The organism is Bacillus cereus group sp. BfR-BA-01349 (assembly GCF_022663795.1).
Taxonomy (GTDB): Bacteria; Bacillota; Bacilli; order Bacillales; family Bacillaceae_G; genus Bacillus_A; species Bacillus_A cereus.
The window spans coordinates 26,604-53,106 of sequence record NZ_JAKUGE010000036.1 but is presented as its reverse complement, the minus strand read 5'-3'; the positions used below and the strand labels follow the sequence as shown (position 1 = coordinate 53,106).

Below are 26,503 nucleotides of genomic sequence, written 5' to 3'. Positions count from 1 at the left end.
CTGTTCCTTCACCCGGCTTTTCTGTTCCTTCACCCGGCTTTTCTGTTCCTTCACCCGGCTTTCCTGTTCCTTCACCCGGCTTTTCTGTTCCTTCACCTGGTTTTTCTGTTCCTTCACCTGGTTTTTCCGGACCTTTTTCTGTATCTTTTTTATTTGTAATTTGAAGCCTTACAACTTCAATTTTTTCATTAGAAATCGTAAATTTCATTTCCTTATAGGATAAAGTATATCCTTCTGGCGCTTGGATTTCTTTTAAAGTGTAATCTCCTGGTTCTAACTTCTTAGAAGTCGCTTTACCGCTCTTGTTTGTTGTTAATGTGTCGATTTTTGTTCCGTCTTTCCAAATTTCAAACACTGCGCCCGCTAATATTTTATTTGTATTATTGGCGTCTACCTTTGTAATTTCTAATTGACCTGTAATTTCTTCTTTCACTTTTTCATTCATAACTTCTTGTTTTACTACTTCGTTCGCTACAACTTTTACTTCTACTGTCACTTCTAGCGCCTTATAACCTTCCGGTGCTTTCGTTTCTTCTAACGTGTACTTTCCTGGCTCTAAGTTTTCGAATTTCACAACGCCGTCTTTATTCGTTGTTTTCGCTTCTCCAACTACTTGACCAGCTTCGTTCTTTAATTTAAATTCCGCACCTGCTAGAACTTTTCCACTCTCCGAATCCTTTTTGATTACTTGTAAGCTTCCTAGTTCTTTTGCGTTTTTTACTTGTACTTCTACTACTTTGTCTGCTTCCACAACGACTTCAATTTCTTCTTTTAACAACTTATATCCTTGTGGTGCTTTCGTTTCTTCTAACGTGTACTTTCCTGGCTCTAATTTCTGAGAAATTACTTTACCTGTTTTATCTGTTCGTAACGTATCTACTTTTTTACCATCTTTATACACTTCGAATTCTGCATCTGATAATACTTTCGTTTTATCTTCCGCATCTACTTTTACAATTTCGAATTGACCAAGACTCTTACTGTTCGTTACTTTTACATCAACAACTTTTTCACCGTCAACTGTTACATGAATTATTTGTTTTGTTAACTCATAACCTTCTGGTGCTTTTGTTTCTTCTAACGTATATTCACCTGGCACAAGTCCGTCTACTTTAACCGTTCCAGACTTATCTGTTGTAATTCCTTCTTTTACAACATTTCCTTTCGCATCGTTCAATGTAAATTCTGCGCCTGCTAAGCGTTTCGTTTGATCTTTATCATCCATTTTAATAATTTGTAGAGAACCTAAGATTTTTTCGTTTTCTGCCTCTACTTTTACTACTTCTTTCTCGTTTTGAATTGTTACTTTCCATTCTTTATTTGAAAGCTTGTAGCCCGCTGGTGCTTTCATTTCTTTCACTGTGTATTCACCTAGCGGTAATTTCGGTGACATCACTTTTCCACTCTCATCTGTTTTTAGTTCTGCTACCTTTTTACCATCTTTATACACTTCGAATTCTGCATCTGATAATACTTTCGTTTTATCTTCCGCATCTACTTTCACGATTTCGAATTGACCCGTTACTTTTTCGGGGATCTTTTTATTCACCACATCTACAGTCACTACTTTATTAGCCTCTACATCAACAGAAACTGAACTAGATGATAATTCATATCCTTTCGGTGCTTCTACTTCTTTTAATGTATAGCTTCCAACTGGAAGTTGTTTCGATAAGGCTTCACCTTTATCATCTGTAACAATTGTTTCCACAACTTTCCCATCTTTATCGATAACATCAAATTTTGCCCCTGGTAGAAGTTGACCAGATTCACTATCTTTTTTCAATAATTTAAATTGGCCATTCTCTACTTTTCTCGTATTCTTCATAACAAGTTCAATTACGTTTGTATTATCAATTGTTACTTTGACTGGTGTATCAACTTTTATATATCCTTCTGGTGCATTTATTTCTTTTACAAAATAGTCACCAAGTGGTAAATCTTTAACTTCCGCAATACCCTTTTCGTTTGTTGTAACAGTAGCCACAACGTTATTATCTTTGTCTATAACATCAAATTTTGCGTCTTTTAAAACAATATTTTCATCTTTTTCATCAACTTTTTTAATTTGTAAATGTCCTTTTTCAGCTGCTGGTTTATTCCACTTTGGCCAGTTAAATTTAAAGTTATGAACCTCAAAACCATCTCTTTGGTGTAATCCTCCAACATAGGCTTGTCCATTAATAGAACCACCTTTTGTTTCTACAACTGCATTAGGTGCAAACACACTACCTACTACACCATAACCTTTAGTTGTTATCTTTGTAGCATTAGGAAATACCCAAATTACCTTACTAGCTAACTCAGTAAAAGATGAATTAGGATCGTATGCTTGAGATGTATTAATTAAATCCGTCGCCATCCCAGTATTTCTTGTATCATACAAAATTGCACCGCCACCAAAACTCACTTCTTCTGCATCTGAATAAATAACAATAAAGTCTTTATTCTCTACATTCGGAAGAAAAACGTCTTTTACATCAAATGTTTTCTTTCCAGTTTGGCCTGAAGAGACATAAATATTAGGGTTATTTAAATCTTCACCGATGCCAAAGCTCATATTAGGTTTTGGCTTATCAGTCTGTAGTTTACTTGCATCCCCGATTACACCATCAACGTCTTTTCTAAATTCTTTAAACTTAGCATCAATCTCCGCTTGCTCTTTATAAGAGATACGGTCATATGATGTTTTCATTGCGCCATCTGGGTCACCGTCTTTTGTCATCGCCACTATTCCATCTTGAATAATTACTTGTCCTGCTCCCGCTTTCGTAAATTGACCGCCTAGTAATAATGATGGATATCCTTCATCTACCCAAGTTGCTCCAGCTAAGTTATTTGCTCCAGTTGCAGCCGCTACGACTGTATAACTTGATGCGTTCATATTTTTCTGAACAGCCATCGCACCTTCAATATCCGCACTCGTTGCACTATGATCTCCAAAAATGATGGCGTTGTAATAAGATACATCACCTAAACCTTTTAATTCTGTTGTAGCTGCCTCTGCTTTAAATGGTAAGTGGATTAAAAAATTCATACATATTAGTAATACAACTATTAAACTACTACTTAACTTTTTAATTTTTTGATTAAATGATTTCCTCAAGAAATTCATTCCCCCTTTTAAACTTCCTAAAACCACAAAAACAAGTACATATCATATGTACCAAACCTTACTCACATTAACTTAAAATAATCCATTTAAATAAAACAAAAAAACACTACAACTACTTAATAAGATTGCTACAATTCATTTTTGAAATAATACGTGAACTAAACTGTCATGCGGAAATACTTTTACGTATGGGAGCCCAATAAAATTAATCTGAAGAATATTTCATGTGGTGTAACTATTTTGGCAACATCATTCACTTTACATTAGTTTTCTAAAGGATTCAAGTGAATTGTATAGATTTCATACACAATTCATATTTTAAAACGTTTCCATTCCTTTTAATAAGCTCAACAAAAAAACGTAGCCAAAAAGCTACGTTTTTCTTTCATCGTTTCGGTGTATTTTTATGATTCTTCAAAAACGGAAGCGGGAATTGCTTACGGAAATGCTCTTTAATCATATACTCTACACCGTTTTCGCTATTTGAACGTGTAATCCAATCTGCTGCTTGCTTTAATTCTACAGGCGAGTTCCCCATCGCTACCCCAAGTCCCACGTTTTCAATAACCTCTAAATCTTCCATACTATCTCCAATCGCAACCATTTCATTTAGCGAAATATTTAAATGCTCTCCAAGCAATTGTAATCCACGTAACTTTGATACATTTTGCGGCAAAATTTCTATTCGTTTTGAATCACATTCAACATACTCTACATCTTGGAATGCTTTTCTTAATGTGTTCAGTCCTCTTTCTTTTTCACCTTTACTTTGGAAAAGAACATCAATTTTTGGCGCCGCTACGGGATGGTCCCGAAGCGCATCACCTAACGAATCTACAAATTGAACTGGATAAAATAACGGATCTGCGCTTGATAATACAGTGCGCGCAATTAAGTTTGGTGTATTTCTCTCACGATTTCCTATCGAAAACCGTTCATGAGAAATACGTACGTTACAATCAAAGTGCTCTAACACTTGCACAATGTTAAAAGTCTTCTCTTCAGACAATCTTCTTTGAACGTACGGCTTATCTAACGTTGCTGAAACGAAAGCACCACCATGTGTCACTAATATAGAATCTAATTTTAACGCCTTTGCTACTTTATGAGCGGATTGAAAATTACGACTCGTAAATAACGTAACGTATACATCTTTTCTTTTCACAAATTCAATTGTTTCTCTTAATCCTTTTGCAATTTTTCCATTGTTGTATAGTAGTGTCCCATCTATATTAAGAGCTAGTAAGCGATAAATCATGTCGCACTCCCCCTCTTCGCTGTTGTACTCTATCCATAATTTATGAAATAAACCCGATAAATAGAACGAGTTAGAATTACTACTGAAAATTTGGTTTACTATATACATATACACTTAGTAAAGGAGATAGTACAATGCAGGCACCTCCTTCCTTTTATGAAGGCGATACGTTAGAAGTCGCAAAAAAATTACTCGGGCAAAAACTTGTTCATATTGTAGACGGAATAAAGCGAAGCGGAATCATTGTAGAAGTAGAAGCATATAAAGGCCCAGATGATAAGGCCGCACATAGTTACGGAGGCAGACGGACAGATCGCACAGAAGTTATGTTTGGTGCACCAGGGCATGCTTACGTATATTTAATTTACGGTATGTATCATTGCTTTAACGTTATTACAGCGCCAGTGGGCACCCCGCAAGGTGTTCTCATTCGAGCTCTTGAGCCGGTAGATGGAATAGAAGAAATAAAACTAGCGCGCTACAATACGACAGAAATTACAAAAGCGCAGTACAAAAATTTAACGAACGGTCCTGGCAAACTATGCCGTGCACTTGGCATCACTTTAAAAGAACGCGGTGTATCGTTACAAAGTGATACGTTACATATTGAATTAGTTCCAAAAGAAGAACACATATCATCACAATATAAAATAACAGCAGGACCTCGTATTAATATCGACTATGCAGAAGAAGCTGTACATTATCCGTGGCGTTTTTATTATGAGGGGCATCCGTTTGTTTCAAAGAAATAAACGATATCGACTTACCGACAAATAAAAGAAGACTGTTCCAAAATGGAACAGTCTTCTCCTTTTACTCCGCACCTTCCGCAGTTGCAATATTATCCTCTAAATTTTCTCTTGATAATTCAGCCGCCATAAAATCTGCTGTTTCTGGAAGTGCTAAATGCATATGAGCTTTTTGACAAATTTGGATCGTGCAGTTTTCTACAACATAGTCGAAAACATGTCCGCCTCCGCTTCTTTCATCATCAATGTAATGTAAGTGGAATCCAGCTACTCCAATACCTTGTGCGTAATCTGGTGTCCAAAATCCAGCAAGCGTACCTTCTGTATTCTCAAACGAAAAGATTGGTTGCGATTTCGTCACTTCAACGAGTGGTGTATACGGTTTTTCTTGTCTTGGAACAGTTCTCGTTCTTACTTCACGGAACGTACCGTCCATTCGAATAGCGTAAAATAAGTTTTTACTTGGCATTAATTCATGTAATAACGCTTCAACTTCTTCACGATTCATCGGACGCTCTACCGTATAACTCATTTCTTTTTCAAAAAACGTTACAGTTGCAAATGGCGTTGTTTCTTCTGGCTCTACTTTTTCCGCTGAACCGTCTGAACGTAAATGATAAAATCCATTATCAAATGCAATCATTTCACCGTCTAATTGATCAAATGTGCCGATGCCGAAATCACCATGTTTTTTCAAATCTTCAAAGCTAATCACACCATCATATATACCATCTAATAGCGCAAGCATTGTAGATGTTTGATATACTTCATTACTCATTTTCGTTTTTTTTGCATCAATATCAATTAATTGCGCAACAGTCATCTCAAATCTGCCTCCATTAGTTTAATTGGTTTGGTAATAATTTTTCGCTTAATTTAATGTTGTCACGATAGTCAATTGGAATATCAATAATGACAGGACCATCTGCTGCTAATGCTTCTTTTAATACCCCTTCTAATTCATCAGGCGTGTTAACACGAAGACCTAACGCTCCGAAACTTTCCGCATATTTCACAAGATCAACATCACCAAACTCTGTAGCTGATGTTCTACCGTATTTCATCATTTGTTGGAATGCAACCATATCATATGTGCCGTCTCTCCAAACAAGATGGACGATTGGAGAATTTAAACGTACCGCCGTTTCTAACTCCATCGCTGAGAATAAGAAACCACCGTCACCTGATACGGAAACTACTTTTTTACCTGGTTCTACTAAAGTAGCTGCGATTGCCCAAGGAAGTGCAACACCTAACGTTTGCATACCGTTACTAAATAATAATCTACGTGGTTCATAAGAACGGAAACATCTCGCCATCCAAATAGAATGGGAACCGATGTCACATGTAACAGTTGTATCGTCACTAATTAAAGAACGAAGTGTACGAATCACTTGAAGTGGATGCGTAACACCTTCTGCAGGACGATTTGGAACTTCTGCTTGTTCTGATAATTTCGCACGTAATCGTTCTAATACCGCTTCTGATTTCGTACTTAATACTAGTTTCGGTAATTTCTCCGCGATGCTATTTACTGTTAAGGCAATATTCACCAATTAATTCACGCTCTGGTTGGTAATCATGGTCGATATCTGCTTGATGGTCGTCAAGATGAATAATCGTTCTGTCGCCAAGTTTATTCCAGAACTTTGGATCATACTCGATTGGATCATAACCGATAGAAATAACAAGGTCTGCTTCTTCTAGTAAAATATCACCTGGTTGGTTACGGAATAATCCAACGCGGCCGAAGAAATGATCTTCTAACTCACGTGAAATGGCACCAGCCGCTTGATATGTTTCAACGACAGGAAGTTCTGTATCCGCGATTAATTCACGAACGGCTTTCGTCACTTCATTTGTGCTCGCTCTCATACCGAGTAAAATAACTGGTAATTTCGCTGATTTTATTTTTTCTACTACATATGTAATATCATTTGTGGGAGCGATTCCAAGCTGTGGCTTAGAAAGCGCACCGATAGACTCTACAGTCGTTTCCGCAGTCATAACGTCTTGCGGAAGACTTACTAAAGTAGCTCCCGGATTTGTGGAAGTCGCACTTCGAAATGCATTACTAAGTGCTTCTGGCACATTATCAGGATGCTCTACTTCTACGCTATATTTTGTGATTGGTTCGAATAGTGCAGCATTATCCATAGATTGATGCGTGCGTTTTAATCGATCCGTACGCGGTACTGCACCAGCTAAAGCAACAACGGGATCACTCTCCGCATTCGCAGTAACAAGACCTGTCGCTAAATTTGATGTCCCTGGTCCTGAAGTTACAAGACATACGCCCGGTTTCCCTGTTAATCTACCAATAGCAGCTGCCATAAATGCTGCATTTTGTTCATGACGACAAACAATTAACTCTGGTCCTCTTTCTTGCAATACATCAAATACAGAGTCAATCTTTGCTCCTGGAATACCGAAAACATGTGTAACACCTTGTTTAATTAAACAATCAACAACAAGATCTGCTCCTTTTGTTTTTGTCTTCACGTCGTTTGCTTTTACACCTGTACTCAAACTAATCATTCCTTTGTTTCATAATTTGTGTAATAAAGATTTTAATTTCACCTAGTTAATTAATGTGGTGAAGTATCATTTATCATTATATTACAAATGCATTATTTTTCCAACAATATGAATTCGACATTATTTTGACAAAATTCAAAGAATACGCTTACAACCTTTTGTTTATCTTAAAATAACATTTTTATATCTCTTCTAAAAATGCGCAAAAATATTTCCATCCGTTTACATTATTAAAAATTTTATAGTACCTTGCAAAGAATAATAGCAAATGATATATTTGTAAATAATGGAATAACCATTATTTGGAATCCTTTTTATAATTTATATATACCCTTCAAAAGGTAGATATAGATTGTGCTGTTTAGAAAGAAGATAAGATTCTCAACTGTAATTCATCATTCTATAAAGGAAAGTGATTGTTATGAACAAAAATGAATTTTTGGAACAACTTAGTTCCTCTCTGCAGAATATGCCTAATTTAGAAAAGGAGGATATTATCTCGGAGTACGAAACTCATTTTATTAGTGGTAAACAAGATGGAATATCTGAAGAGGAAATTTCTAAAAAACTAGGAAACCCTAAAACTATCGCTAAAGAACTTAACGTTTCATATACAATAAGCAACGCTGACAATAGGCGCAGCCTAAAAAATATTATGACAGCACTGTTTTCTGTTATGAGCTTAAGTCTTTTAAACTTTATATTTATCATTATCGCCTTTTTCGTATTACTCTTTCTATTACCGCTTCTTCTAGCACTTATAATTGCTACACCGTTATTAATTATTTCACCTATATTATTAATAGGGTTAGGATTCTTTAAAGGGTTTCACCAAATCAGTTATTCCGATGTTTACAATGTATTCATAGCTTTTTGCATCGGCTTACTAATATCAGTCATATGTTATCAAATAATAAAACATCTATACGTAGCTTTAGTTAAGTATTTGAAATGGAATGTAGCTATTTTGCAACGACACTAATGCAAAAGGAGATTAAGATGAAAAATTATATTTTATACCCATTCATGTTACTTACAATGTTATTTCTATCAGCTTGTTCAAACAGTGTACAGCCTAAGGAAAAAAATGATGTACAATCTATCAAAGATGTTGCTATTAAAGTTCCAGAAAATATATTTAGTTCCTCAAAGAAAAATGAAACTATTAGTGAAGACGAAATGAAACAAAATATAAAAAATTATTTAAATTATAGCGGAGAGTTAGACGAAAATATCGTGGCATTCTCATCAGCCATGTCTGATGAGAATGCCACGAAATCTGACCAAGAGAAATTAAAACAACTAGTAGATTTAGCACAACAAAACGACGCGAACTTCCATAATTTTATTAGCAACAATACGATCCCCGATGATTACAAAAAGCCTTCAAAAGAAATATATGAATTTATTTCATCATCTACAGCACTTTCAGTAGAACTAGAGCAAGAGTTAGACAAACTCTCTCAAGATGGTAACTTATTCAAAACTGATTTCTCTTTTACAAAGCGCTTTGAGAAAGTTAATGGTAGGAAGCAAAAAGAAATTGAAGAGTTTTTGAAGGAAAAAAACATTAAAACTGAGTATTTCAGTAAGTGATAATACATTCCTCTTTAAAACATTCACCAACATATGGAAATTTTAAAGAGACTTTATTATGTGTAAGGATGCACTTCATCCGTTTCCCATAAAAAAAGGCCTCCTTAAAGGAGGCCCAAGCAAAAACAACAAACGCAAAATAACAACAAATAATGGACGATAAAATCACTATATTGACAAAGTATAGGATTTTTATCAATTGGAGTAACTCAACCCTAAATTACTCTTTTAACAATGCAATACTAATAACTTATTACAGCAATTTTTTACCGTGTCTTAAAATAATTGACTGTCTTTCAAATAATTCTATTTATATTGATTGTTATTAATTAGTATATACTTGAATACGACTATACACCCTAATAAAAGGCAATATATTAAGCTGTTAGTCCTCGCGAGTTTATTTTGCCTTTAATGTAACTATACTATATTCTTCCATTTATATCACCGAACATTCCTCTCGTATTCACGCATTTTTCTTGCGTGAATACCGCATTACATCGGCGTATCCGCTAACACCCACTCTAACTTTCCTTTATATTCTAGTCCGACTTTAATAAGCGGACTAGGCTCAACAAATAATCGGATACCATTCGATTCATCATTCCAAAATACTTCAGTCGGTTCGTTATTCGTTGAAATAGACGTAGCTACTTCTACAGCTGTTTCACCTAACATATATTGTTGACTGCCCTTTACATACCCTTCTCTTTCACACCCGTATATGATACACGCTTTCTAAAATCATGTAATATTTATAAAATATAGATTTGCATATATATTTCTTAAGGCACTTCATTTATGAAACGTACTTTTCGCACCCGTCAATTCACGACCTTGTGAATCTGTAAATTTGCCATTCTGACTAATATTCTCTTTCTTTCAAATACTTTATAAAAAAATACAAAACACTATTTCTTAACAGTGTTTTGTATCATGCTATCATCTTCTTAATAGTACTTAATCAACATATGTCGTTTACTATTCTTGTTCGTCACCTTTTTTCTTAGAGCGTCTTCCTAGTAAGAATACTAAAACTAGTAATGTTACAAGTAATAAAATTCCACCTATAATATAGTACAGAGTATAATCCTTTTTGGCCTCTACAGCTGTATCATTTAACTTCTGTGCTTCTTTTCCTTCAATCGTAAATTTCTTGGTCCACTCCCATTTCTGATCACCATCCGTTGCCTTCATTTCTAGACGGTATGTTCCTGGCTCTAAAGCTTTATTGTCCCAACTAATTGCATAATCAAAGTTAGAATTTGGTGCCATTCTTAAATTTTCTTTTTTCGTTTCATGTAGTATATCTTTACCTTTTTCAGTGTACACCTTTGCATCTACGCTTAAATTCTTTAACATTGCTGGTTTTATATTTTGTAAATTTGCTGTCACTACATTACGTGCATTCACTTGTCCTGGCTTTACTTCATTTAATTTCATATCTGGTTTTACTTGGGCGTCCGTTTCTCTTAAGACAACACCAATTGCGTATGCATATTTGTTTTCAATCTGTACATTATCAGATGTTCCTTTTTCTTTTTCTTTAAAATACAATCCACCTAAAATAACACCATCAAATGATTCAGCTGGCATTTCAATACTCACATCTAATGTAACTTTACCTTTCGCTGGAATTTTTGTTTCTTTTTGTACTTTAGCAATTTTAGAAAATGGGGTTTTAAGTGTAGAGTCTAATTGAGGATCAATCATGCTATAGTCAGTAATACCATTGCTATTTGTAATAGCTGTATTCGCATGAGTTTCTACTATAACCTCTTTATCCGTATCATTTTTCATTTGCACTTGAATTGTTTGCTTTTTACCTGGTTCCATCTTTAAATCGAAATATGTTTGATTCTTGTCAACTTGGTTTTCTGGAATTACTGCTGTTACCGCAAATTTCATTTCTGCTGCGTGCATTGTAACACTAGCAATATTTAAAATAAATACAATGGCTAATAAACTACTCAATATTTTTTTAATAGATTTCATACTATATTCCTCTCATATTCAATAATTTGATATACAAACGAAAGAGATAAAGATATTAAATCTATCCTTATCTCTTTCTATGCCCTATATGATTAATCTTTACAAAGTTATATTACATAGGTGCGTCTTTTAATTCCCAAGTTAGAGAAGTTGTGTACTCAGCTTGTTCTTTCTTTGTTTTACCTGGAACACTTAGCTCCACACTCTTCTCCGCATCTTCTACTGATTTACCAAATGTGTTTACCCATGTTCCCATACCTTGCTCTTCTTGCGCAGTTACAACATCAGATGCTTGACCTGGAGTTAACGTAATATCTTGTGCAGCTTTTGGTGCCTCACTTCCAGATGCTGAATGTAACGTTCCATTTTTCAACGTTAAAGCTGCTCCTGTTAAATCCCTGCCTTCTGCAGTTTTAAATTGGTCGTTTTGTGTTACTGATAACTTCCATCCTGCGTTTGTACCACGGTTATCCGTTACTTGTACGTAGTTTTGTACTTTCATTGTCTCAGTTGTATCTTTTTTTGTTACTGAATCTAAACTAGCGTGGTAAATTTCGTTGTTACCAGAAGCTTTATGTTTTTCAAATTGGAAGTTTGATACATAATCAATACTTAATGGACCTTGTGTTCCCGGCTCATGTGGGTCTTTTGGATCGTTTGGATCTTTTGTTTCTACTTCAACATTTGGATCTAGTGGACTAACTGGATTTACAATTTCAGTATTTTTCTCAAATTTGATAAATGCTTTTGAGTTTAGTGTTCCACCATCTTCAGCTGCAAACGTTGGTGCTCCTGCTGCTAATACTGTTGAAAATGATACCGCTCCTGCTAATGCTAATTTCGTTAATTTCATATAATTTATCCCCTTTTATCTCGTTTTTCGTTTCATGATTATTTGCGATGAATTATTGTGGTGTATCTTCTAAAGTCCAAGTTAATGATGTTTGGTATTTCGCATCTTTTATTTTTGCAGTTGAACCTGGTACAGATAATGTAACACTTTCTATTCCTTTTTTAGCATCTTCACCATACATAGTTACCCATGTTCCCATACCTTTTTCAGCTGCAGCAATTGCTACTTCTTGTGTATCTCCGTTTGGATTTAATGTTACTTCTTTTACTTCTGGAGCATATTTCTGATTTGTTGCAGACTTTGCAACTGGATTGCTTAACTTCAGTTCAGCACCATCTAATACTGCTTTATCTTTATCATCGGCTATAAACTGACCATTTTGTTTTACTGTCAATTTCCATCCTTTGTTTGTTCCACGGTTATCTGTTACTTGTACGTAGTTTGGTACTTCTGTTGATTCTGTTGCACCTTTTACTTTCAATGTATCAAGTTTTGCGTTATATACTTGATCATTACCTGACATAACTTGCTTGCCAAAATGGAAATTTGATACATAATCAATACTTAATGGACCTTGTGTTCCTGGCTCGTGTGGATCCTCTTTATCATTAGGATCTTTCGATTCTACTGTTTCATCTGGATTAAGTGGGTTAACTGGGTTCGTAATTTCTTCACTTTCTGTAAATGAAACATCTGTAACTGATTTCATTGTTGCAGCTTCTTCTGCAAATGCTGGTGCTCCTGCTGCTAATACCGTTGAAAATGATACTGCTCCTGCTAATGCTAATTTCGTTAATTTCATAATTGGCCTCCATTTATATAGTTCTATTTATTTAAATAAAAACTTGCGTTTCTATTTTTCCTATTTTTACTTCTGGCTAGTGTTAGTAACATAACAAAAGCCGCTATAATACTACTTAAACCTAAATATTGAAACAGATAAAAAGATTGTCCACCTGTTTTCGGTAGCTCCTTCTTATTTATCTGGTCATCAGATGTATCGATTACTAAATTAGATCCATCCGGTATCAATGAATCGATAATTGTAGTGGGAACGTAACTATTTGAAAAAGTAATTCCTGCTTTTGAATTCACCTTGTCTGCTAATATCTTTTCATGAAATGAGAATATTGGTATTAAAGCAAGCATAAACAACATCAAGAATAAACATTTTTTTAGCATTACATTCTCTCCTTTCTAAAATTTATATCTATATTTCTCTTAGATATATCATCTTAATTAGGAGCATCCGTTAGTGTCCATGTTAATTCACCTTGATATTTTGTATTCATTTTCACATTCGGCCCTGGTACTACTTGAAGTCTAATTCCCTCATTTTGTTCCCAGTTCACTTCAATACTCTTATCATCTGTCGGTGTATGTGAAATTACTTCTACGCCCTCTTTACTTAACGTAAGATCAGTTCCATCCTTTGTTGTATAGATCATCGCACCTTCTAATTTATCGTTAGTACGAGACGTAAGTGGTTTTGTTTCCTTTACATCCACACGCCATTTCTGTCTCTTCATCCTTTCATCTGCTACCGTCAATTTCCCATTCATAGAAGTAGGATTATATATCGTTGGTTTGGATGGAATAAGCAAATTTTCAAAAGAGATCGTTTGTGGAACATTCACTAATTTCAACGTTCCCACCACTACTTTTATAGGTACTTGTATTCTTTCCTCTACTCCTTGTGCAGTGCGAATTACAACTGTAACAGAATACTCTCCTATAACATTTGTTTTTGGAATGTTCTCCAAACGAACTACAGATATTGGTTTATCAATATTATCATCCGTATCTACAGATAATCCTGTTACAAAGTTCGAAATATCCATCTTTGATAAATCTGTGTTAATCCTTACAGTTTGTGGAACCGCTTTTCCTGTAGGGGTACCTTTGTACTGTATTTTCGCAATACCTTGATTACCTTCTTGTCCCTTTTTATCTCCATCAATATAGTTTTTGGCAGAAACAGGGACCTCTAGATAGCCCTTTTTATAATACTTCTTAAAGTCAGCCTCTTCTTTCAAGGAGCCTCGAATTTGCATATCATAAAATTTACCACCGAACTCTGACTTATTTACAATATTAGCTTTGGCAGTAGCTGTAACCTTATTATTTTCACGTGTAATATCAAAATAACTACTTATATCCTTTTCATCTTCATCTAAAATCTTTACATTTTTTACATTGAAATCTGGATTTATTTTACTCTCAAGTACAAATGAAGTTGGATTAGAAGATGCAATGGCTTGCGGAGGCATATCTTGATATACATGATAATATAGTTCTCTATCAGCTCCCTCCGTCACTTCACCTATTACTTCAGGATGCGGTATACCAATCTTGGACATAGCTTCATATTCATACCTTACCCGTGATGTTGAGTCTCCTAATCGATGGATACGCATTGGTAATTCTGTTATCCCCGTATAAGTGAATGTCATATTTGTATCTTTTCCAGCTGCACCACCAGCAGTTCCCACAAAATTAGCAGTGCCATCACCATTATCTTTATATGTTATTGTCGTATTGTCATACGTGTATAAAGAATTGAAATGCTTTTTATCTACATTTAAGTCTATAGCCTTATGACTATTCAATTTATTAATGTTCCACATACCAGATACAGGCACTAACTCTCCCGTTTCATGGTCATAAAATTCATAAGAAATATCAGCCGAAGATCCAACTCGCCCCCAATACCTCATTTGCAAGAAATCCTTTTTACCACTTACTTTACGCGGAGTGGCTACATTAACTTTGGTGACTCCATCGAACTTTATAATATTGACACGTATATCTAGCCATCTGCCCATATAAATTCCAGCTTTCTCTATATGAACATACGATTCCTTATCGGGATTTACGTTTGTAAAGTCATAAGACTGGTATGTTGAGTTAGTATCTGTTGTACTCCCAACAATTTTATACTTTACTTGTGTACTCCATCTCCATTGAAGGGCATATTCTCCTGGAATCATAGATCCCGTACCATCCTTTGAACTAATTACATTAACATTTGGATACTGAATTATACTCTGATGAGTTTCATCTGCATGTTCTACCAAGGCAGTAGCAGTCTGATTTTCTTCCTCTACCTTTACTATTTCTGTGTTCGTATCTTTGGCAGCATTTAGTTCTTCTCCATTACTAGTTACGTTATTACCTTCTTTAGATCTCCCATTTGATGTAGCCTCTGATTTTTCTTCCTCTTGGGCATTTTCATCTATCTGACCAGACATTCCCTCAGTTGGCTGAACATCTACTTTTCCATCACTAGTAGTCTTTTCAACTACTCTCGTCTCTTCATTCAATTCCTCTGTTTTCTCTATCAAAAGATTATCTGGTTCCTGAATAGCTTCCTGAACATTTTCTGAAACATTCAGATTAACTGCTTTCGTTTTTACCTCAGTGTCCCCATATTGAACCTTTGCCACAAATGCAAAGTCCCCTGGCTTATTTCCCTTAATTGATAAAAACACCTTACCTAAACCACTACTTTGCGATTTTCTTTGGATTTGAATTGTTGAATGCTCTACCACATGGATTGTTTCAATTGCTTCATTAGTTTCATTCAGCTTTTTTGTAGCTTCTTCATTGAAATTTACGCCTTCAGGTAATTGCAACTCAACCTTATCATCTTGATTTCCTGAGTTTTCGATTTCTAAAACGATGTCCTCATCTACCTTTACCTTACTTTTATTTGCTTGCATAATAAAAGTTGATATCTCATCACCTGTAACAGCATAAGTGGTGGTCGAAAAAACACCCAAAGTACTAACCTGAGTAAATAGAATTCCACTAGCTAAACATATTTCCCCAAATTTCTTTGTTCTTCCTCTCAATTTACTCCCCCTTTCTTTCTTATTAAAAGATACCTAAATTTTATGGGATTATTGTTGTACAATTCCCTAACTTGATTATCTTTCTCTCCGTGTCACTTCATTATCGCTTCTGTTATCTACACTAATATTAAAGGACACCCAATCCCATTCTTATATTAACTATTTTTTCCAAATCCCGAAACGAAAAAACAAAGTAATGCCACGCAAAAACACTTGCGCTTACAACGCAAGTAAATCTCCTTGCTAACAAAAAAAGGTTCCTTCCCAAACGAAATTGGAAAAGAACCTCTTATCAAATATTTTATTTCCGAGCTTATGTCACTAAGTACCATTTAAGGTTATAAATCAAGAGAAGGAATAAGCCACAGCTCCTTCGCTTTCTGAACAGCTTCCATCCGAGAAGAAACTTTTAATTTATGAAATATATCTGTCAATTTATACTCAATAGAACGCTGACTTAAATTCAAAATTCCAGCAAGCTCTTTATTTGTTTTCCCTTTACTCACTTCTATTAGAATTTGTTTTTCATCTTCATTTAATGAAACTCTATTCGAAACCTCTCCATGTTCGGTAGCTATATTCGAAATCGCTTCTTTTATTCTTAACTGCTTAACAAATTGCTGGGATAGAACTACTTCTTTTTTTACTGCATGACGAATCGAAGTAATTACTTGCTCCTCTGACGATGTTTTACTTAAAACCCCTAAAACTCCACTCTCTATAAGTAGGTTATAGTGCGAAAGCACATCAAAACCTGTAAAAATAAGGATTGATGCCTCTGAATGTATCCTTAATATTTTTTTAGATAACTCTAAACCGTTTATATTTGGCATTTGTAGATCAATTAAGTAAACATCATATTTTTGACCCTTAATTATTTTTTCTACTTCCATACTATCATGTACTACATCTACATTCATATCATCGTATTTTTCAATTAACGCCTTCGTCCCTAATCCTACTGCAACATGATCATCTACTACAAGTACTGAAACCATCTTCTCACCCCTTCAATATCATTATACACAACATCATCCCATCATCTGATGACTCGCTGGAAATTAATTATCTTTAAATTTAATAATTATTTGCAAACCGAGATTAGGTTTTGATTCAACAGACATCTCTCCATTCAGGCTTTGTATCCTAGTGACAATCCCAGACAAGCCTAACGTGTTGTAAGAACGGTTTACTTCATCTAACTTAACGCCTACCCCATTATCTACATAAGTTAAATACAGGTGATCGTTTTTGTGAAATAATCTTATCGTTACATTTGTCGCTTTTGAATGTTTCATTGCGTTGTTTAATAGTTCTTGTATAATTCGATAAATCGCTTGTTCATGTTCAATACTAGGAACAACAATTCTTTCAGGAATATCATAGTAGAAGAAAAAGGTCGCTTTTAAATTAATTTGCTTAAATAAATTCAGTAGTGCTTGTTTTAAACCTAACTCATATAAGAATGGTGGCCTCAAATTATTACAAGTTTCACGAATTGTATAAATATGATCTAATAGTTCTTCATATATTTCATTAAGTATATCTTTCATTTCCTCATCTTTAACACGTTCATTATAACTTTCAAATTTTCTAGTTAAACGTATTTGATCTTGCAAAACTCCATCATGTATATCACTTGCAAGATTTGTTCGTTCTTTTTCTGATAGTTTGAACATAAGTCTCGCCAACCATATCGGTGGTTGCTCTAAATTTTTTATCTCTTGTAATTGATTTAATAAGTCTTCAATTTGATTAGAACACTCTAATAATAAATCTGCATAATTACATAATGTTTCAATCCAAACTACTTCATCTACACTTAAAATTTCTTTCCCATTAGAATTACACAATAAAATAAGCATTTTTTCTGCTGAAGCAGATAAAACAAATCCAAAGTGTTTTTCTAACTGTATGTTTGAACCAACCTTGTAGGTATCCAGTTGATGATTAAATAACGTTTCTATCGTCCGGTGCGGAACATATTCACTATCCAAAACACGGACAGACTTCTCAATTTTATTTATTTCTACACAGCATGTCTCTTCGAGTTTTAAAATATCCGCTATCTCTCTTCGCATACTATAAATTAAATTTGATAGTTTATATTCATTTTTCGCTTGGTGTAAAAATCGATGCAAGCTGAATTGATAATTTTTTTGATGATGGTATAAACTTTTTCTCAGCTTAAAATCTATATAATCCTTAATATATAAAAAACAAATACAAATAATAATAGCAATAATTCTAAATTTTATCCAATCTAATAAACTTTCCTCACTATCTTCAAAAACTACCATAGTTAATACTGCCAAAAATATGTTAATCCCTACAGATAAAATAATATAATGTGGTAATCGCTGAACGATAAACCTAAAATTAAACAACTTCCCTGCAATTACTAAATAAAACAAGCACACTGGGATAAATAAAAAGAAAATCCCCGTCGTTTCACTACTTATAAATTCTTCCCCATAATATAAATTTGGAATTAAATATAAACAAACAAATGGGGTTGCTGACACAAAAAAACAAATAATAATAATCTTTAAATATTTAATGTAACTACTATTTTTACTTTTAAAATAAAATCTTACTAATAGGTATACTGTACAACAAAATAATATCAAACTTAAAATGATTGTAAACAAATTAGCCCATTCATTATGTTTTATATACACAAAAATACTCACTATAATAAGGAATACAGATATTGCATCTAAAACTTTTGATTGCTTTGGTATTAAAAATTTTATTTGATTATTCAAGAAATACAACATCATGAATCGAATAAAGAAAGTAAATGAACATACTAATGAAATTGAGGCCACAATAAAAGATAATATATCCTCTCTTTCAACAGCCATAATACTAATAAAATTCACTCCAAGAGAAATTAAAAAATATACTAGATTAATGGTACTACGATTCATTTCAGGAACAAAAATTAAAAGATATAATGCCATCAAGGAGCATACTATATAAAATCCAACTGGAATGAGCAAATGATAAAATAATTGCTTGCTATAAGGTGTATATTTTATCTCATACTCTTTTATTTCCCCGTTCCTATTTAAAGTAATTTTTTTAGCTTGTTCAATTGAATGATACGGTTCAACTGTAAAATGTTTAGATGGTGAATCGTCATCAATTTTCACAATAATATCTCCTATTTGGAAATCTCTTTTTCCCGCCCAACTATATTTTGATAATTCATATATAACATATTGATTAGATTCATATTTTACAGATATACCTATCTCAGGATATTCTTTTATTAAATAAGAGAAATAACCACTAACTATAAGTGAAAATAACAGAATCAACAACTGCCACTTAGATTTCCACATTCTTGCTATCATTGCATAAATCCTTTTGCAAACGCAACCATATACATTGCCCCCCCTAGGTATTCTTAAGAGAAATTTTTTTATCTTCATTCCTAAATAAAGATAGAATTATTTACCTTATATTTTTAACATTAAAAATAAATCCGCATTTTTTAAAAGGTAAATTAAATATATTGCTCTACCTAGGTATTCTTAGAATAATTTTTCGATTTTCATTCCTCAATAAAGATAAAATTATTCACCTTATATTTTTAACATTAAAAATAAATCCGCATTTTTTAAAGGTAAATTAAATATGTATTACCCTCCCTAGATATTCTTGAAAGGAAAGCTTTTTGATTTTCATTCCTCAATAAAGATAGGATTATTTATCTTACACTTAAAACATTAAAAATAGCTCTATATTTTTCAAAAGTAAATTAAGCATACTTCTAAAAAATTAGAACCCCCATAAAAATATATACTCACCATCATGAGATTAGGAAAAAATTATAACACAAAGTTAAATAAATTATAAGCTACTTTCTTGTTCTGTTCATTATATTAATATAATATAACTTTAGTACTATCTGGGTGACGTGTTAAATAAAATTCATTATTCTTTTTATAAATCTCAATACCTTTTGTAAGTATCTTTACATTATTTATAAAAATAGTTGAATCATTTACCCAAATATTTTCAACCAATTGCGATCCTTGATAAAAAAAGTCATTTTCTATCATCATATGAAGTACATGTTTCGCTAATATTTCCGTTTTAAAACTATTTAAATCTATAAGGGTCTCCATCTATACTAACCTCTTCCATTTCTCTCTATTAATTAGCTCATTATTAAATACATTATATGTAAAAATTACATCCTTTTCACCGAAATACTAATGCGCTATCCCGAAATAGATAAGCGATTGCCGAAAGAGAATTCCCTTAATATACTTCTTATGCATATAACTCCCTGACTAATTTATTCTTTTATTAATCACGGAATACAGTTCACGACAATATAAATGCGCGTAAACGAAAAATCAATATCCTGACTGTTATATATAGTGTATTTTATATGTATATAAATTTAAATTAAAAGTTCCCTAAAGTGAAACTTTAATCAGTGGGGGCCTTACTGCCCAGCAAATAGCGGGATAAAAACAACAAAAGACGCTCCCCTAGGAGCGTCTTCCACTATTACGCTTGTTGTTGCGCGCTATATAATTCTTCAAGTGGCTTCATGATAATTTTGTTAACGTCACCGATTACAACGTTTAGGCGTTGCTCAGTTTCCATTAATTTTGTAATTTTAGCATCTTGTTGAATGCGAGCTACAACTTCTTGTGCTTGTTGGTTGTCTTCTTCAGTGATTTCTTGGCCTTGCATCATTTTTTGTTGTAGGCTAAGTTGCATTGTACGGAACTCATCGAATAAATTCTTTGAAGCTGTGTCAGCTTGAACTGCTGCGTAGCTCTCTTTTAAAGTTTTGAAGTCATCGTTTTCAGCGATTGCTTTTTGTAATTCATATGCAACATCATGAATGTTCTTTGTCATTTTATTTTTCCTCCTTTAGAGGCTAGCGCTTTTCATACGCACTGCCTTTTCAGTGCATTTACATACGCACCTCTTCTTACCATATCAAACTATGCAAGAGATGTGAAGAAATTTCACTTTTATTTCTATGTACTCACCTTATTATCTAAGAAACAATAGTAACAATCCTTGTACGAGCCCGATCATTCCGCCTAATAACGCTCCTAAATACGTAATCATTTTTAATTCGTTTTTCGTAATAGACAGAACTAAGTCTTCTAATCTTTCTGTTGAGAATGTAGACACTTCTTGCTGGACAATTTCCGCAAGGTGTAGATTATTTAGTATACTCTCTACGTTTTCTTTTCCCCACTTTAAGCCTTTCGTTACTGCACTTGGAACCACTTTTTCAATAATTGTTTCTCGAACTGGTTCACATACTTGCTGAACCGATTGATTTAAAAACTTACTCACTGTTTCCTCTACTTTAACTGCTGACAGCACGGAGCTTACAATCATTTCTTTCTCTACAAATGCTTCTAATTCTTTTACATCTCTTCCTTTTAACTTTTCCCACTCTTTTTGCAGTACATCAGTTAAAAGCTGCTTTGTAGCATCTTGCCCTAAAAACTTAATAACTTCTGGCTGCACACGATCCACAACACTTACATTTCCTAAAAACATCCCAACTAAGTTAAGTAGCGTTCCACGAGAAGCAAAGAAATCATCAATCATTTTTGAAAGACGGGCTTTCCCTTCTTCACTTTCAAAAAAGCTAATTCCTCGCTCTAAAATAAACGCCGAGGCATTCGGAATCGCATTCTCTATCTTTTCATGTACAGAATGAGGTAAAGCCTGTTCCCATGTATATGTATAATACTCTGCTAAAAATGCATGAATTTTTTCTGTAATCACATGTTCGATTTTTCGAGTCGCTTCTTCTTCTACATGTGCTACATTCCATTTTTCTAACATATATCGCAGTGATTGTTCATTCGTAATTACTTTATCCACTTCCACTTGCGCCCAGTGAATTAAACCTTTTTGAAACTCTTCATTTGTTAGCTTTTTTCCGATTCCTTCTGGTGTTAACAAATGTTCTACAACCATTTTTCCTAATTGAACAGCAAGTTCATCACGCCACTTCGGAATTAACCCTGGTGTAAATGGAACTTGAAACTTTCCGATATAAATAGGACGATGAGGACGAAATAACATTTTTATCGCTAAATGATTCGTATATCCTCCAATAATTGCTCCGAGTCCTGTCGTCGTTAACATATTTAACCATATATTCATTACAATCAACCTTTCACTTCTCCAAAACTATAGCATATCATCATACGGACAAAAGTATAATGGTATAAAAACGTATTTGCAATATATAGCTTCGCCTATTATGCAAATAGTAGTAAAGGAGTGATTTCGTTGGTTCTCGGCCTTTTAACTTCTAAACTTCATTATGAGCAAACGTATTACACCGAAATCGCTAAACGCGCTCGGCTTTATCATAATGTCGTTGCCCAGTTTACGCCATTTTGTATTGATCCTAAAACAGACCTTGTTTCTGGTCTTATTTACGATACAGATACAGGAAAATGGAAAAAGCAAACATTCCCTATTCCTTCTTATATATATGATCGTTATTCTTTTCAAGAGGAAACAGACTTTGAAAAAGCAAAATCAATTATTCACTCTTTGCACAATCGTCCTTCCACTACCTTTTTAAATAACACACTTATTAATTCAAGTGAACTACATGATTTATTTCTCACTAATAAAAAACTGTCTCCTTATATACCAAAATTTGAAATTGCGACGATACAAAACATTTTCAAACTGTTGTTAAAAACTAAAGATATTATTATACGCCCCACTAATATACATTCTAAAGATAACTTATATCGAGTCGCTTACAAAAATAAAACGTTTCAGATCGATACAGTAAATGAAAAATACCATACTTCTATTCCAATCAAACGCACAGACGAATTTATATCTTGGTGTAAATCTAACATACGTTCATCACGTTACATAGCGCACACTATGCTACAACCACCAAATCAATTAACATATCCACTGCACATTCGAACCATTTTGCAAAAAAACAAAGAACAAACTTGGAATGTTATCGGTCAATTTATACAAAAAAGCTCATTTCCTAATCAGCTTTTACCCTCAACAACGGACGATGATTCATTACATTCATTTTCAAAAATTAAATACGTACTATCTAGTACAGGTGTGCAACTATTGCACGACGCTTTACACGACATTATAAATGAAGTATTCCAAACACTAGATCAGTCTTATTCTTCGTTATTTGAACTAGAACTTTCCACAATTATGGATCAAAAAGGTGCAATCTGGCTTATGTATGTCAACACGATCCCTCCTTACGAACAATACATTCGTCATAGTGATTCATTAGCTGAAAAGATATTTCACGGACCACTTAAATTCAGTCGCTTTACACCATAATGAAAGGAGGTAAACCTATTTTGAAAGAACATATATATACATTAAATATTTCAGATGAACATCCAAATAGCATTACTTTACCTTACGTTTTTTCTATTACACCACCTATTACACCCCTCTCCTTCGGCATACGTCATATAGCAAGTGAAGAAGTAAAAATTCATTATTCCTTTACTCGCGAAATTATTATCGGAAAGCATATTGCCGAAAAACTTTTACTGCCTCAATCAACTACTATTCATGCATTCACACAAAACCAAACAATTATTTTCGGACCATTAATCGGCATTTTTACAACTGGCTTTAACGATGATTCTTCTACCCCTTTAGGAAATCGTTCAATTGCTCTCAGTGAGTTGTTAACACCACCATTCTCATTACGACCGTTCGTATTCGTCTTTGGCGTTCAACATATACACTGGGAAGAAGAAACAATTGAAGGATATTTCTTTCGAGAGAAACAATGGATAAAGAAAAAGGTTCCTTTACCAAACGTCATTTACGATCGACTACCGAATCGACAAGCGGAAAATTATAAACCGATTGTCAGGGCAAAAAGAAAATTAGAACAAGACTACTCCATTCCATGGTTTAACCCAGGGTTTTTCAATAAATGGGAAGTTCATCAACTTCTTATGAAAGACGAATCAATTAAACCCTTATTACCAAATACAGAAGCATTTCAGCATTTTGAACAAGTAGAACGGTTTCTTGGCACATATAAATCAGTGTACATGAAACCAATACACGGGAGCTTTGGTAGAAATATTCATCAAATATTTTATTCTCAAACAGAAAATTGCTACTACTGTCGTTATCGCGAAAATGAAGAAAACAAACTGAGAAAGTATCAATCATTAGAAACTCTTCTAAACCATGTACTAAAAGGGCATGATTTAAAAAAGTTTATCGTACAGCAAGGTATCTCGTTACTTCGCTTCGATGGGCAACCTGTTGATTTCCGCATTCATACAAATAAAAATCATTTCGGTAATTGGATAGTTAGTGCAATCGTCGCCAAAATCGCCGGCAAAGGCAGTTTAACAACGCACGTAAATAGTGGCGGTAATACAAAATTGCTACAAGAGCTTTTTCCAGATTCAACGAAACAAGTTCAAATTGAAAATAAATTAAAACATACTGCCTTACAAATAAGTTACGCGCTCGATGAACAAGTAACCGGAAATATTGGAGAAATCGGTTTTGATATCGGTTTAGACACAAAGGAAAATCCGTGGTTATTTGAAGCCAACTCTAAACCTGGGCGAACTGTATTCCAAGATGAAAAATTAAAAGAACAAAGTGAACTGACGCGCCAGTTATTTTACGAATATGCCATCTACTTAACTGAACATTCTTTACGTGATACAAAAGAAAAAATGTCTCAAATAAAATCAGGGGCTTCATCAAACACCGAACATATCCCTTCTCCTATGATTCACTCACAAATACAAAAACAAAAACTTCCACCTAGATAATAAGGTGGAAGTTTTCTATTTACACAAGTTTTACTACAACCTCAGTTTCCACGTTACATACTCCGCAATAAAAAATATGATTGCAATATTCATTTGAATTATTATGCGTTAAACCATCTACTGCACTTAATAATTCTTGATCCATATAGGCACTATAATCGTCTATGTAATCTACAGACTTCCCATAATCTTGGAGTATACTTTGGCAATTTTGACAAGAATATGTTTGTGATTCTAATGCGTTGCAAAGCGGGCAAATTCCCATCATGATTCCTCCATACGTTATCGTTTAAAGCCTCTCTTTTTTAGAGTGAAGAGAGCAACCTATCCAAACATAGGAGCGCCCACTCCATCCCTACTTAAAAATAGAACTATAAAGTTGCTACCGATTTCATTTTTATTTCAATAAATCCTATATAAGAAGCTAATAATTAGCCTACAAGTAGCAGGCTACAATGAGAAAATTATATTTAATATCCTCCTTAGTTTGGCCTGTTTTCTTAAAAATACAACGATTACTCTTATTTCATAATTTACGAAATCAATAAGTTTTTTTACAAAATTTACAAATTATTATTTTGTATATCTTTCTAGGCAACATCCATACTATGAGTACAAACTTAATTACCGATGGATTAGCGCCAATCGGGGCGATAATCTGGTTCAACTCCAGCTAGTCCAACCAAAAAAACTTTTATAACTCTAAGGAGGATATATTCCTATGGCAAACCAAAATTCTTCAAATCAATTAGTAGTACCAGGTGCAACAGCTGCAATCGATCAAATGAAGTACGAAATCGCTCAAGAATTTGGTGTACAATTAGGAGCAGATTCTACGGCTCGCGCTAACGGTTCAGTTGGTGGAGAAATCACAAAACGTCTAGTTGCAATGGCTGAGCAAAGCCTTGGCGGATTCCACAAATAAATATATATGGCAAAAAGGTCTCAAGGCATATGCCTTGAGACCTTCCTTAATTTATTGCAACATTTGTAAAAACTTCTTCGTACGTTCTTCTTTTGGATTTGTAAATACTTCTTCTGGTGTACCTTGTTCGACAACGACACCACCATCCATGAAAATAACACGGTTCGCAATTTGATGTGCAAAACGCATTTCGTGCGTTACAATAACCATCGTCATGCCTTCTTTAGCAAGTTCTTTCATTACTTTCAGAACTTCTTGAACGAGTTCAGGATCAAGCGCTGACGTCGGCTCATCAAATAGTAACACTTCCGGCTCCATCGCAAGCGCGCGCGCAATTCCAACGCGCTGTTGCTGTCCGCCTGATAATTGGAACGGATATAAATCCACTTTATCTGCTAAACCAACTTTTTCAAGGAAATAGCTTGCTTTTTTCTTCGCTTCTTCTTTCCCCATCTTTTTCACTGTAACGAGCCCTTCCATTACATTTTGAAGTGCTGTTAAATGCGGGAATAAATTATGGTGCTGGAATACCATACCTGTTTGCGTACGAAGATTAACAATATCTTTCTTCGTTACTTTTTGAGAGAAGTTAAGCTCTTTATTACCGATACGAATATTACCAGCGTTTGGTGTTTCTAATACATTGAGACAACGTAAGAATGTCGTTTTACCAGATCCAGACGGCCCAATAATAACAACAACCTCGCCCTTCTCAACTGTTAAATCTATATGCTTTAGTACGGTATTATCTCCGAAACTTTTTTGTAAGTGCTGAATTGAAATCATAAAAACAAA

22 protein-coding genes and 1 pseudogene are annotated in these 26,503 nt (G+C 34.1%); 6 read left to right on the top strand and 17 right to left on the bottom strand.

Annotated elements, in window-relative coordinates; translation table 11 throughout:
• Both MR169_RS19195 and MR169_RS19190 read right to left on the bottom strand, forming a co-directional pair.
• On the bottom strand, positions 1-3,115 hold a 3,115-nt coding region (locus MR169_RS19195; protein WP_242319852.1), incomplete at its 3' end, for a SpaA isopeptide-forming pilin-related protein.
• A 385-nt stretch (positions 3,116-3,500) separates the two neighbouring features.
• The gene (locus MR169_RS19190) at positions 3,501-4,373 is read right to left on the bottom strand and encodes a Cof-type HAD-IIB family hydrolase (protein WP_000640420.1); all 873 of its coding nucleotides are present in this window, start codon (positions 4,371-4,373) and stop codon (positions 3,501-3,503) included.
• A gap of 134 nt (positions 4,374-4,507) precedes the next feature.
• Here MR169_RS19190 and MR169_RS19185 point away from each other — a divergent pair, with 134 nt between their 5' ends.
• Positions 4,508-5,125 (top strand): DNA-3-methyladenine glycosylase, encoded by a 618-nt coding sequence (locus tag MR169_RS19185; RefSeq protein WP_242319851.1) that lies wholly within the window; start codon positions 4,508-4,510, stop codon positions 5,123-5,125.
• 61 nt (positions 5,126-5,186) lie between these two features.
• On the opposite strand, the gene alsD is transcribed toward MR169_RS19185, so the two are convergent.
• On the bottom strand, positions 5,187-5,945 hold the full coding sequence (alsD, locus tag MR169_RS19180; RefSeq protein WP_000215008.1) for an alpha-acetolactate decarboxylase: 759 nt from the start codon (positions 5,943-5,945) through the stop codon (positions 5,187-5,189).
• Positions 5,946-5,961: 16 nt separating this feature from the next.
• Positions 5,962-7,651: pseudogene (alsS, locus tag MR169_RS19175) on the bottom strand (acetolactate synthase AlsS).
• A gap of 430 nt (positions 7,652-8,081) precedes the next feature.
• On the opposite strand from alsS, the gene MR169_RS19170 reads away from it, so the two are divergent.
• Both MR169_RS19170 and MR169_RS19165 read left to right on the top strand, forming a co-directional pair.
• Positions 8,082-8,642, top strand: a complete 561-nt coding sequence (locus tag MR169_RS19170; protein WP_242319850.1) for an HAAS signaling domain-containing protein — start codon at positions 8,082-8,084, stop codon at positions 8,640-8,642.
• 17 nt (positions 8,643-8,659) lie between these two features.
• On the top strand, positions 8,660-9,256 hold the full coding sequence (locus tag MR169_RS19165; RefSeq protein ID WP_016117261.1) for an NDxxF motif lipoprotein: 597 nt from the start codon (positions 8,660-8,662) through the stop codon (positions 9,254-9,256).
• Between the two features lie 495 nt (positions 9,257-9,751).
• On the opposite strand, the gene MR169_RS19160 is transcribed toward MR169_RS19165, so the two are convergent.
• The 11 genes from MR169_RS19160 to MR169_RS19110 all read right to left on the bottom strand — a co-directional run bounded on the left by MR169_RS19160 (position 9,752) and on the right by MR169_RS19110 (position 22,123).
• The gene (locus tag MR169_RS19160) at positions 9,752-9,934 is read right to left on the bottom strand and encodes a hypothetical protein (RefSeq protein ID WP_061664765.1); all 183 of its coding nucleotides are present in this window, start codon (positions 9,932-9,934) and stop codon (positions 9,752-9,754) included.
• A gap of 303 nt (positions 9,935-10,237) precedes the next feature.
• Entirely contained in the window at positions 10,238-11,251 is a 1,014-nt protein-coding gene (locus tag MR169_RS19155; RefSeq protein ID WP_242319849.1) for a WxLIP family cell surface protein, read from the bottom strand.
• A 112-nt stretch (positions 11,252-11,363) separates the two neighbouring features.
• The gene (locus tag MR169_RS19150) at positions 11,364-12,104 is read right to left on the bottom strand and encodes a WxL domain-containing protein (protein WP_016117258.1); all 741 of its coding nucleotides are present in this window, start codon (positions 12,102-12,104) and stop codon (positions 11,364-11,366) included.
• Between the two features lie 52 nt (positions 12,105-12,156).
• Positions 12,157-12,906 (bottom strand): WxL domain-containing protein, encoded by a 750-nt coding sequence (locus MR169_RS19145; protein WP_016117257.1) that lies wholly within the window; start codon positions 12,904-12,906, stop codon positions 12,157-12,159.
• Between the two features lie 23 nt (positions 12,907-12,929).
• Positions 12,930-13,286, bottom strand: coding sequence for an LPXTG cell wall anchor domain-containing protein (locus tag MR169_RS19140; protein WP_016117256.1), 357 nt, complete (start codon positions 13,284-13,286; stop codon positions 12,930-12,932).
• A gap of 53 nt (positions 13,287-13,339) precedes the next feature.
• On the bottom strand, positions 13,340-15,958 hold the full coding sequence (locus MR169_RS19135; RefSeq protein ID WP_242319848.1) for a WxL domain-containing protein: 2,619 nt from the start codon (positions 15,956-15,958) through the stop codon (positions 13,340-13,342).
• A gap of 338 nt (positions 15,959-16,296) precedes the next feature.
• The gene (locus tag MR169_RS19130) at positions 16,297-16,956 is read right to left on the bottom strand and encodes a response regulator transcription factor (protein WP_242319847.1); all 660 of its coding nucleotides are present in this window, start codon (positions 16,954-16,956) and stop codon (positions 16,297-16,299) included.
• 63 nt (positions 16,957-17,019) lie between these two features.
• Positions 17,020-19,320, bottom strand: coding sequence for an ATP-binding protein (locus tag MR169_RS19125; RefSeq protein ID WP_242319846.1), 2,301 nt, complete (start codon positions 19,318-19,320; stop codon positions 17,020-17,022).
• A 531-nt stretch (positions 19,321-19,851) separates the two neighbouring features.
• On the bottom strand, positions 19,852-20,097 hold the full coding sequence (locus MR169_RS19120; RefSeq protein WP_061664773.1) for a hypothetical protein: 246 nt from the start codon (positions 20,095-20,097) through the stop codon (positions 19,852-19,854).
• A gap of 391 nt (positions 20,098-20,488) precedes the next feature.
• Positions 20,489-20,845, bottom strand: a complete 357-nt coding sequence (locus MR169_RS19115) for a YlbF/YmcA family competence regulator (RefSeq protein ID WP_000164610.1) — start codon at positions 20,843-20,845, stop codon at positions 20,489-20,491.
• Between the two features lie 141 nt (positions 20,846-20,986).
• Entirely contained in the window at positions 20,987-22,123 is a 1,137-nt protein-coding gene (locus MR169_RS19110) for a DUF445 domain-containing protein (RefSeq protein ID WP_242319845.1), read from the bottom strand.
• A 129-nt stretch (positions 22,124-22,252) separates the two neighbouring features.
• On the opposite strand from MR169_RS19110, the gene MR169_RS19105 reads away from it, so the two are divergent.
• Positions 22,253-23,305: a YheC/YheD family endospore coat-associated protein gene (locus tag MR169_RS19105; protein WP_000242811.1), complete on the top strand. Its 1,053-nt coding sequence runs from the start codon at positions 22,253-22,255 to the stop codon at positions 23,303-23,305.
• A 20-nt stretch (positions 23,306-23,325) separates the two neighbouring features.
• Complete coding sequence (locus tag MR169_RS19100; protein WP_242319844.1) at positions 23,326-24,783, top strand: YheC/YheD family endospore coat-associated protein; 1,458 nt, start codon at positions 23,326-23,328, stop codon at positions 24,781-24,783.
• A 19-nt stretch (positions 24,784-24,802) separates the two neighbouring features.
• On the opposite strand, the gene MR169_RS19095 is transcribed toward MR169_RS19100, so the two are convergent.
• Positions 24,803-25,048, bottom strand: a complete 246-nt coding sequence (locus MR169_RS19095; protein ID WP_000510474.1) for a hypothetical protein — start codon at positions 25,046-25,048, stop codon at positions 24,803-24,805.
• A 456-nt stretch (positions 25,049-25,504) separates the two neighbouring features.
• Between MR169_RS19095 and sasP the strand changes: the two genes are divergently transcribed.
• A complete protein-coding gene (gene sasP / locus MR169_RS19090; protein ID WP_000013338.1) occupies positions 25,505-25,708 on the top strand; it encodes a small acid-soluble spore protein, SasP family in 204 nt (67 codons plus the stop codon).
• Between the two features lie 51 nt (positions 25,709-25,759).
• Here sasP and MR169_RS19085 read toward each other — a convergent pair whose 3' ends face one another.
• Positions 25,760-26,494 carry an amino acid ABC transporter ATP-binding protein gene (locus tag MR169_RS19085; protein ID WP_000623611.1) on the bottom strand — a complete coding sequence of 245 codons (735 nt, stop codon included), beginning with the start codon at positions 26,492-26,494 and terminating at the stop codon, positions 25,760-25,762.
• Positions 26,495-26,503: the final 9 nt, after the last annotated feature.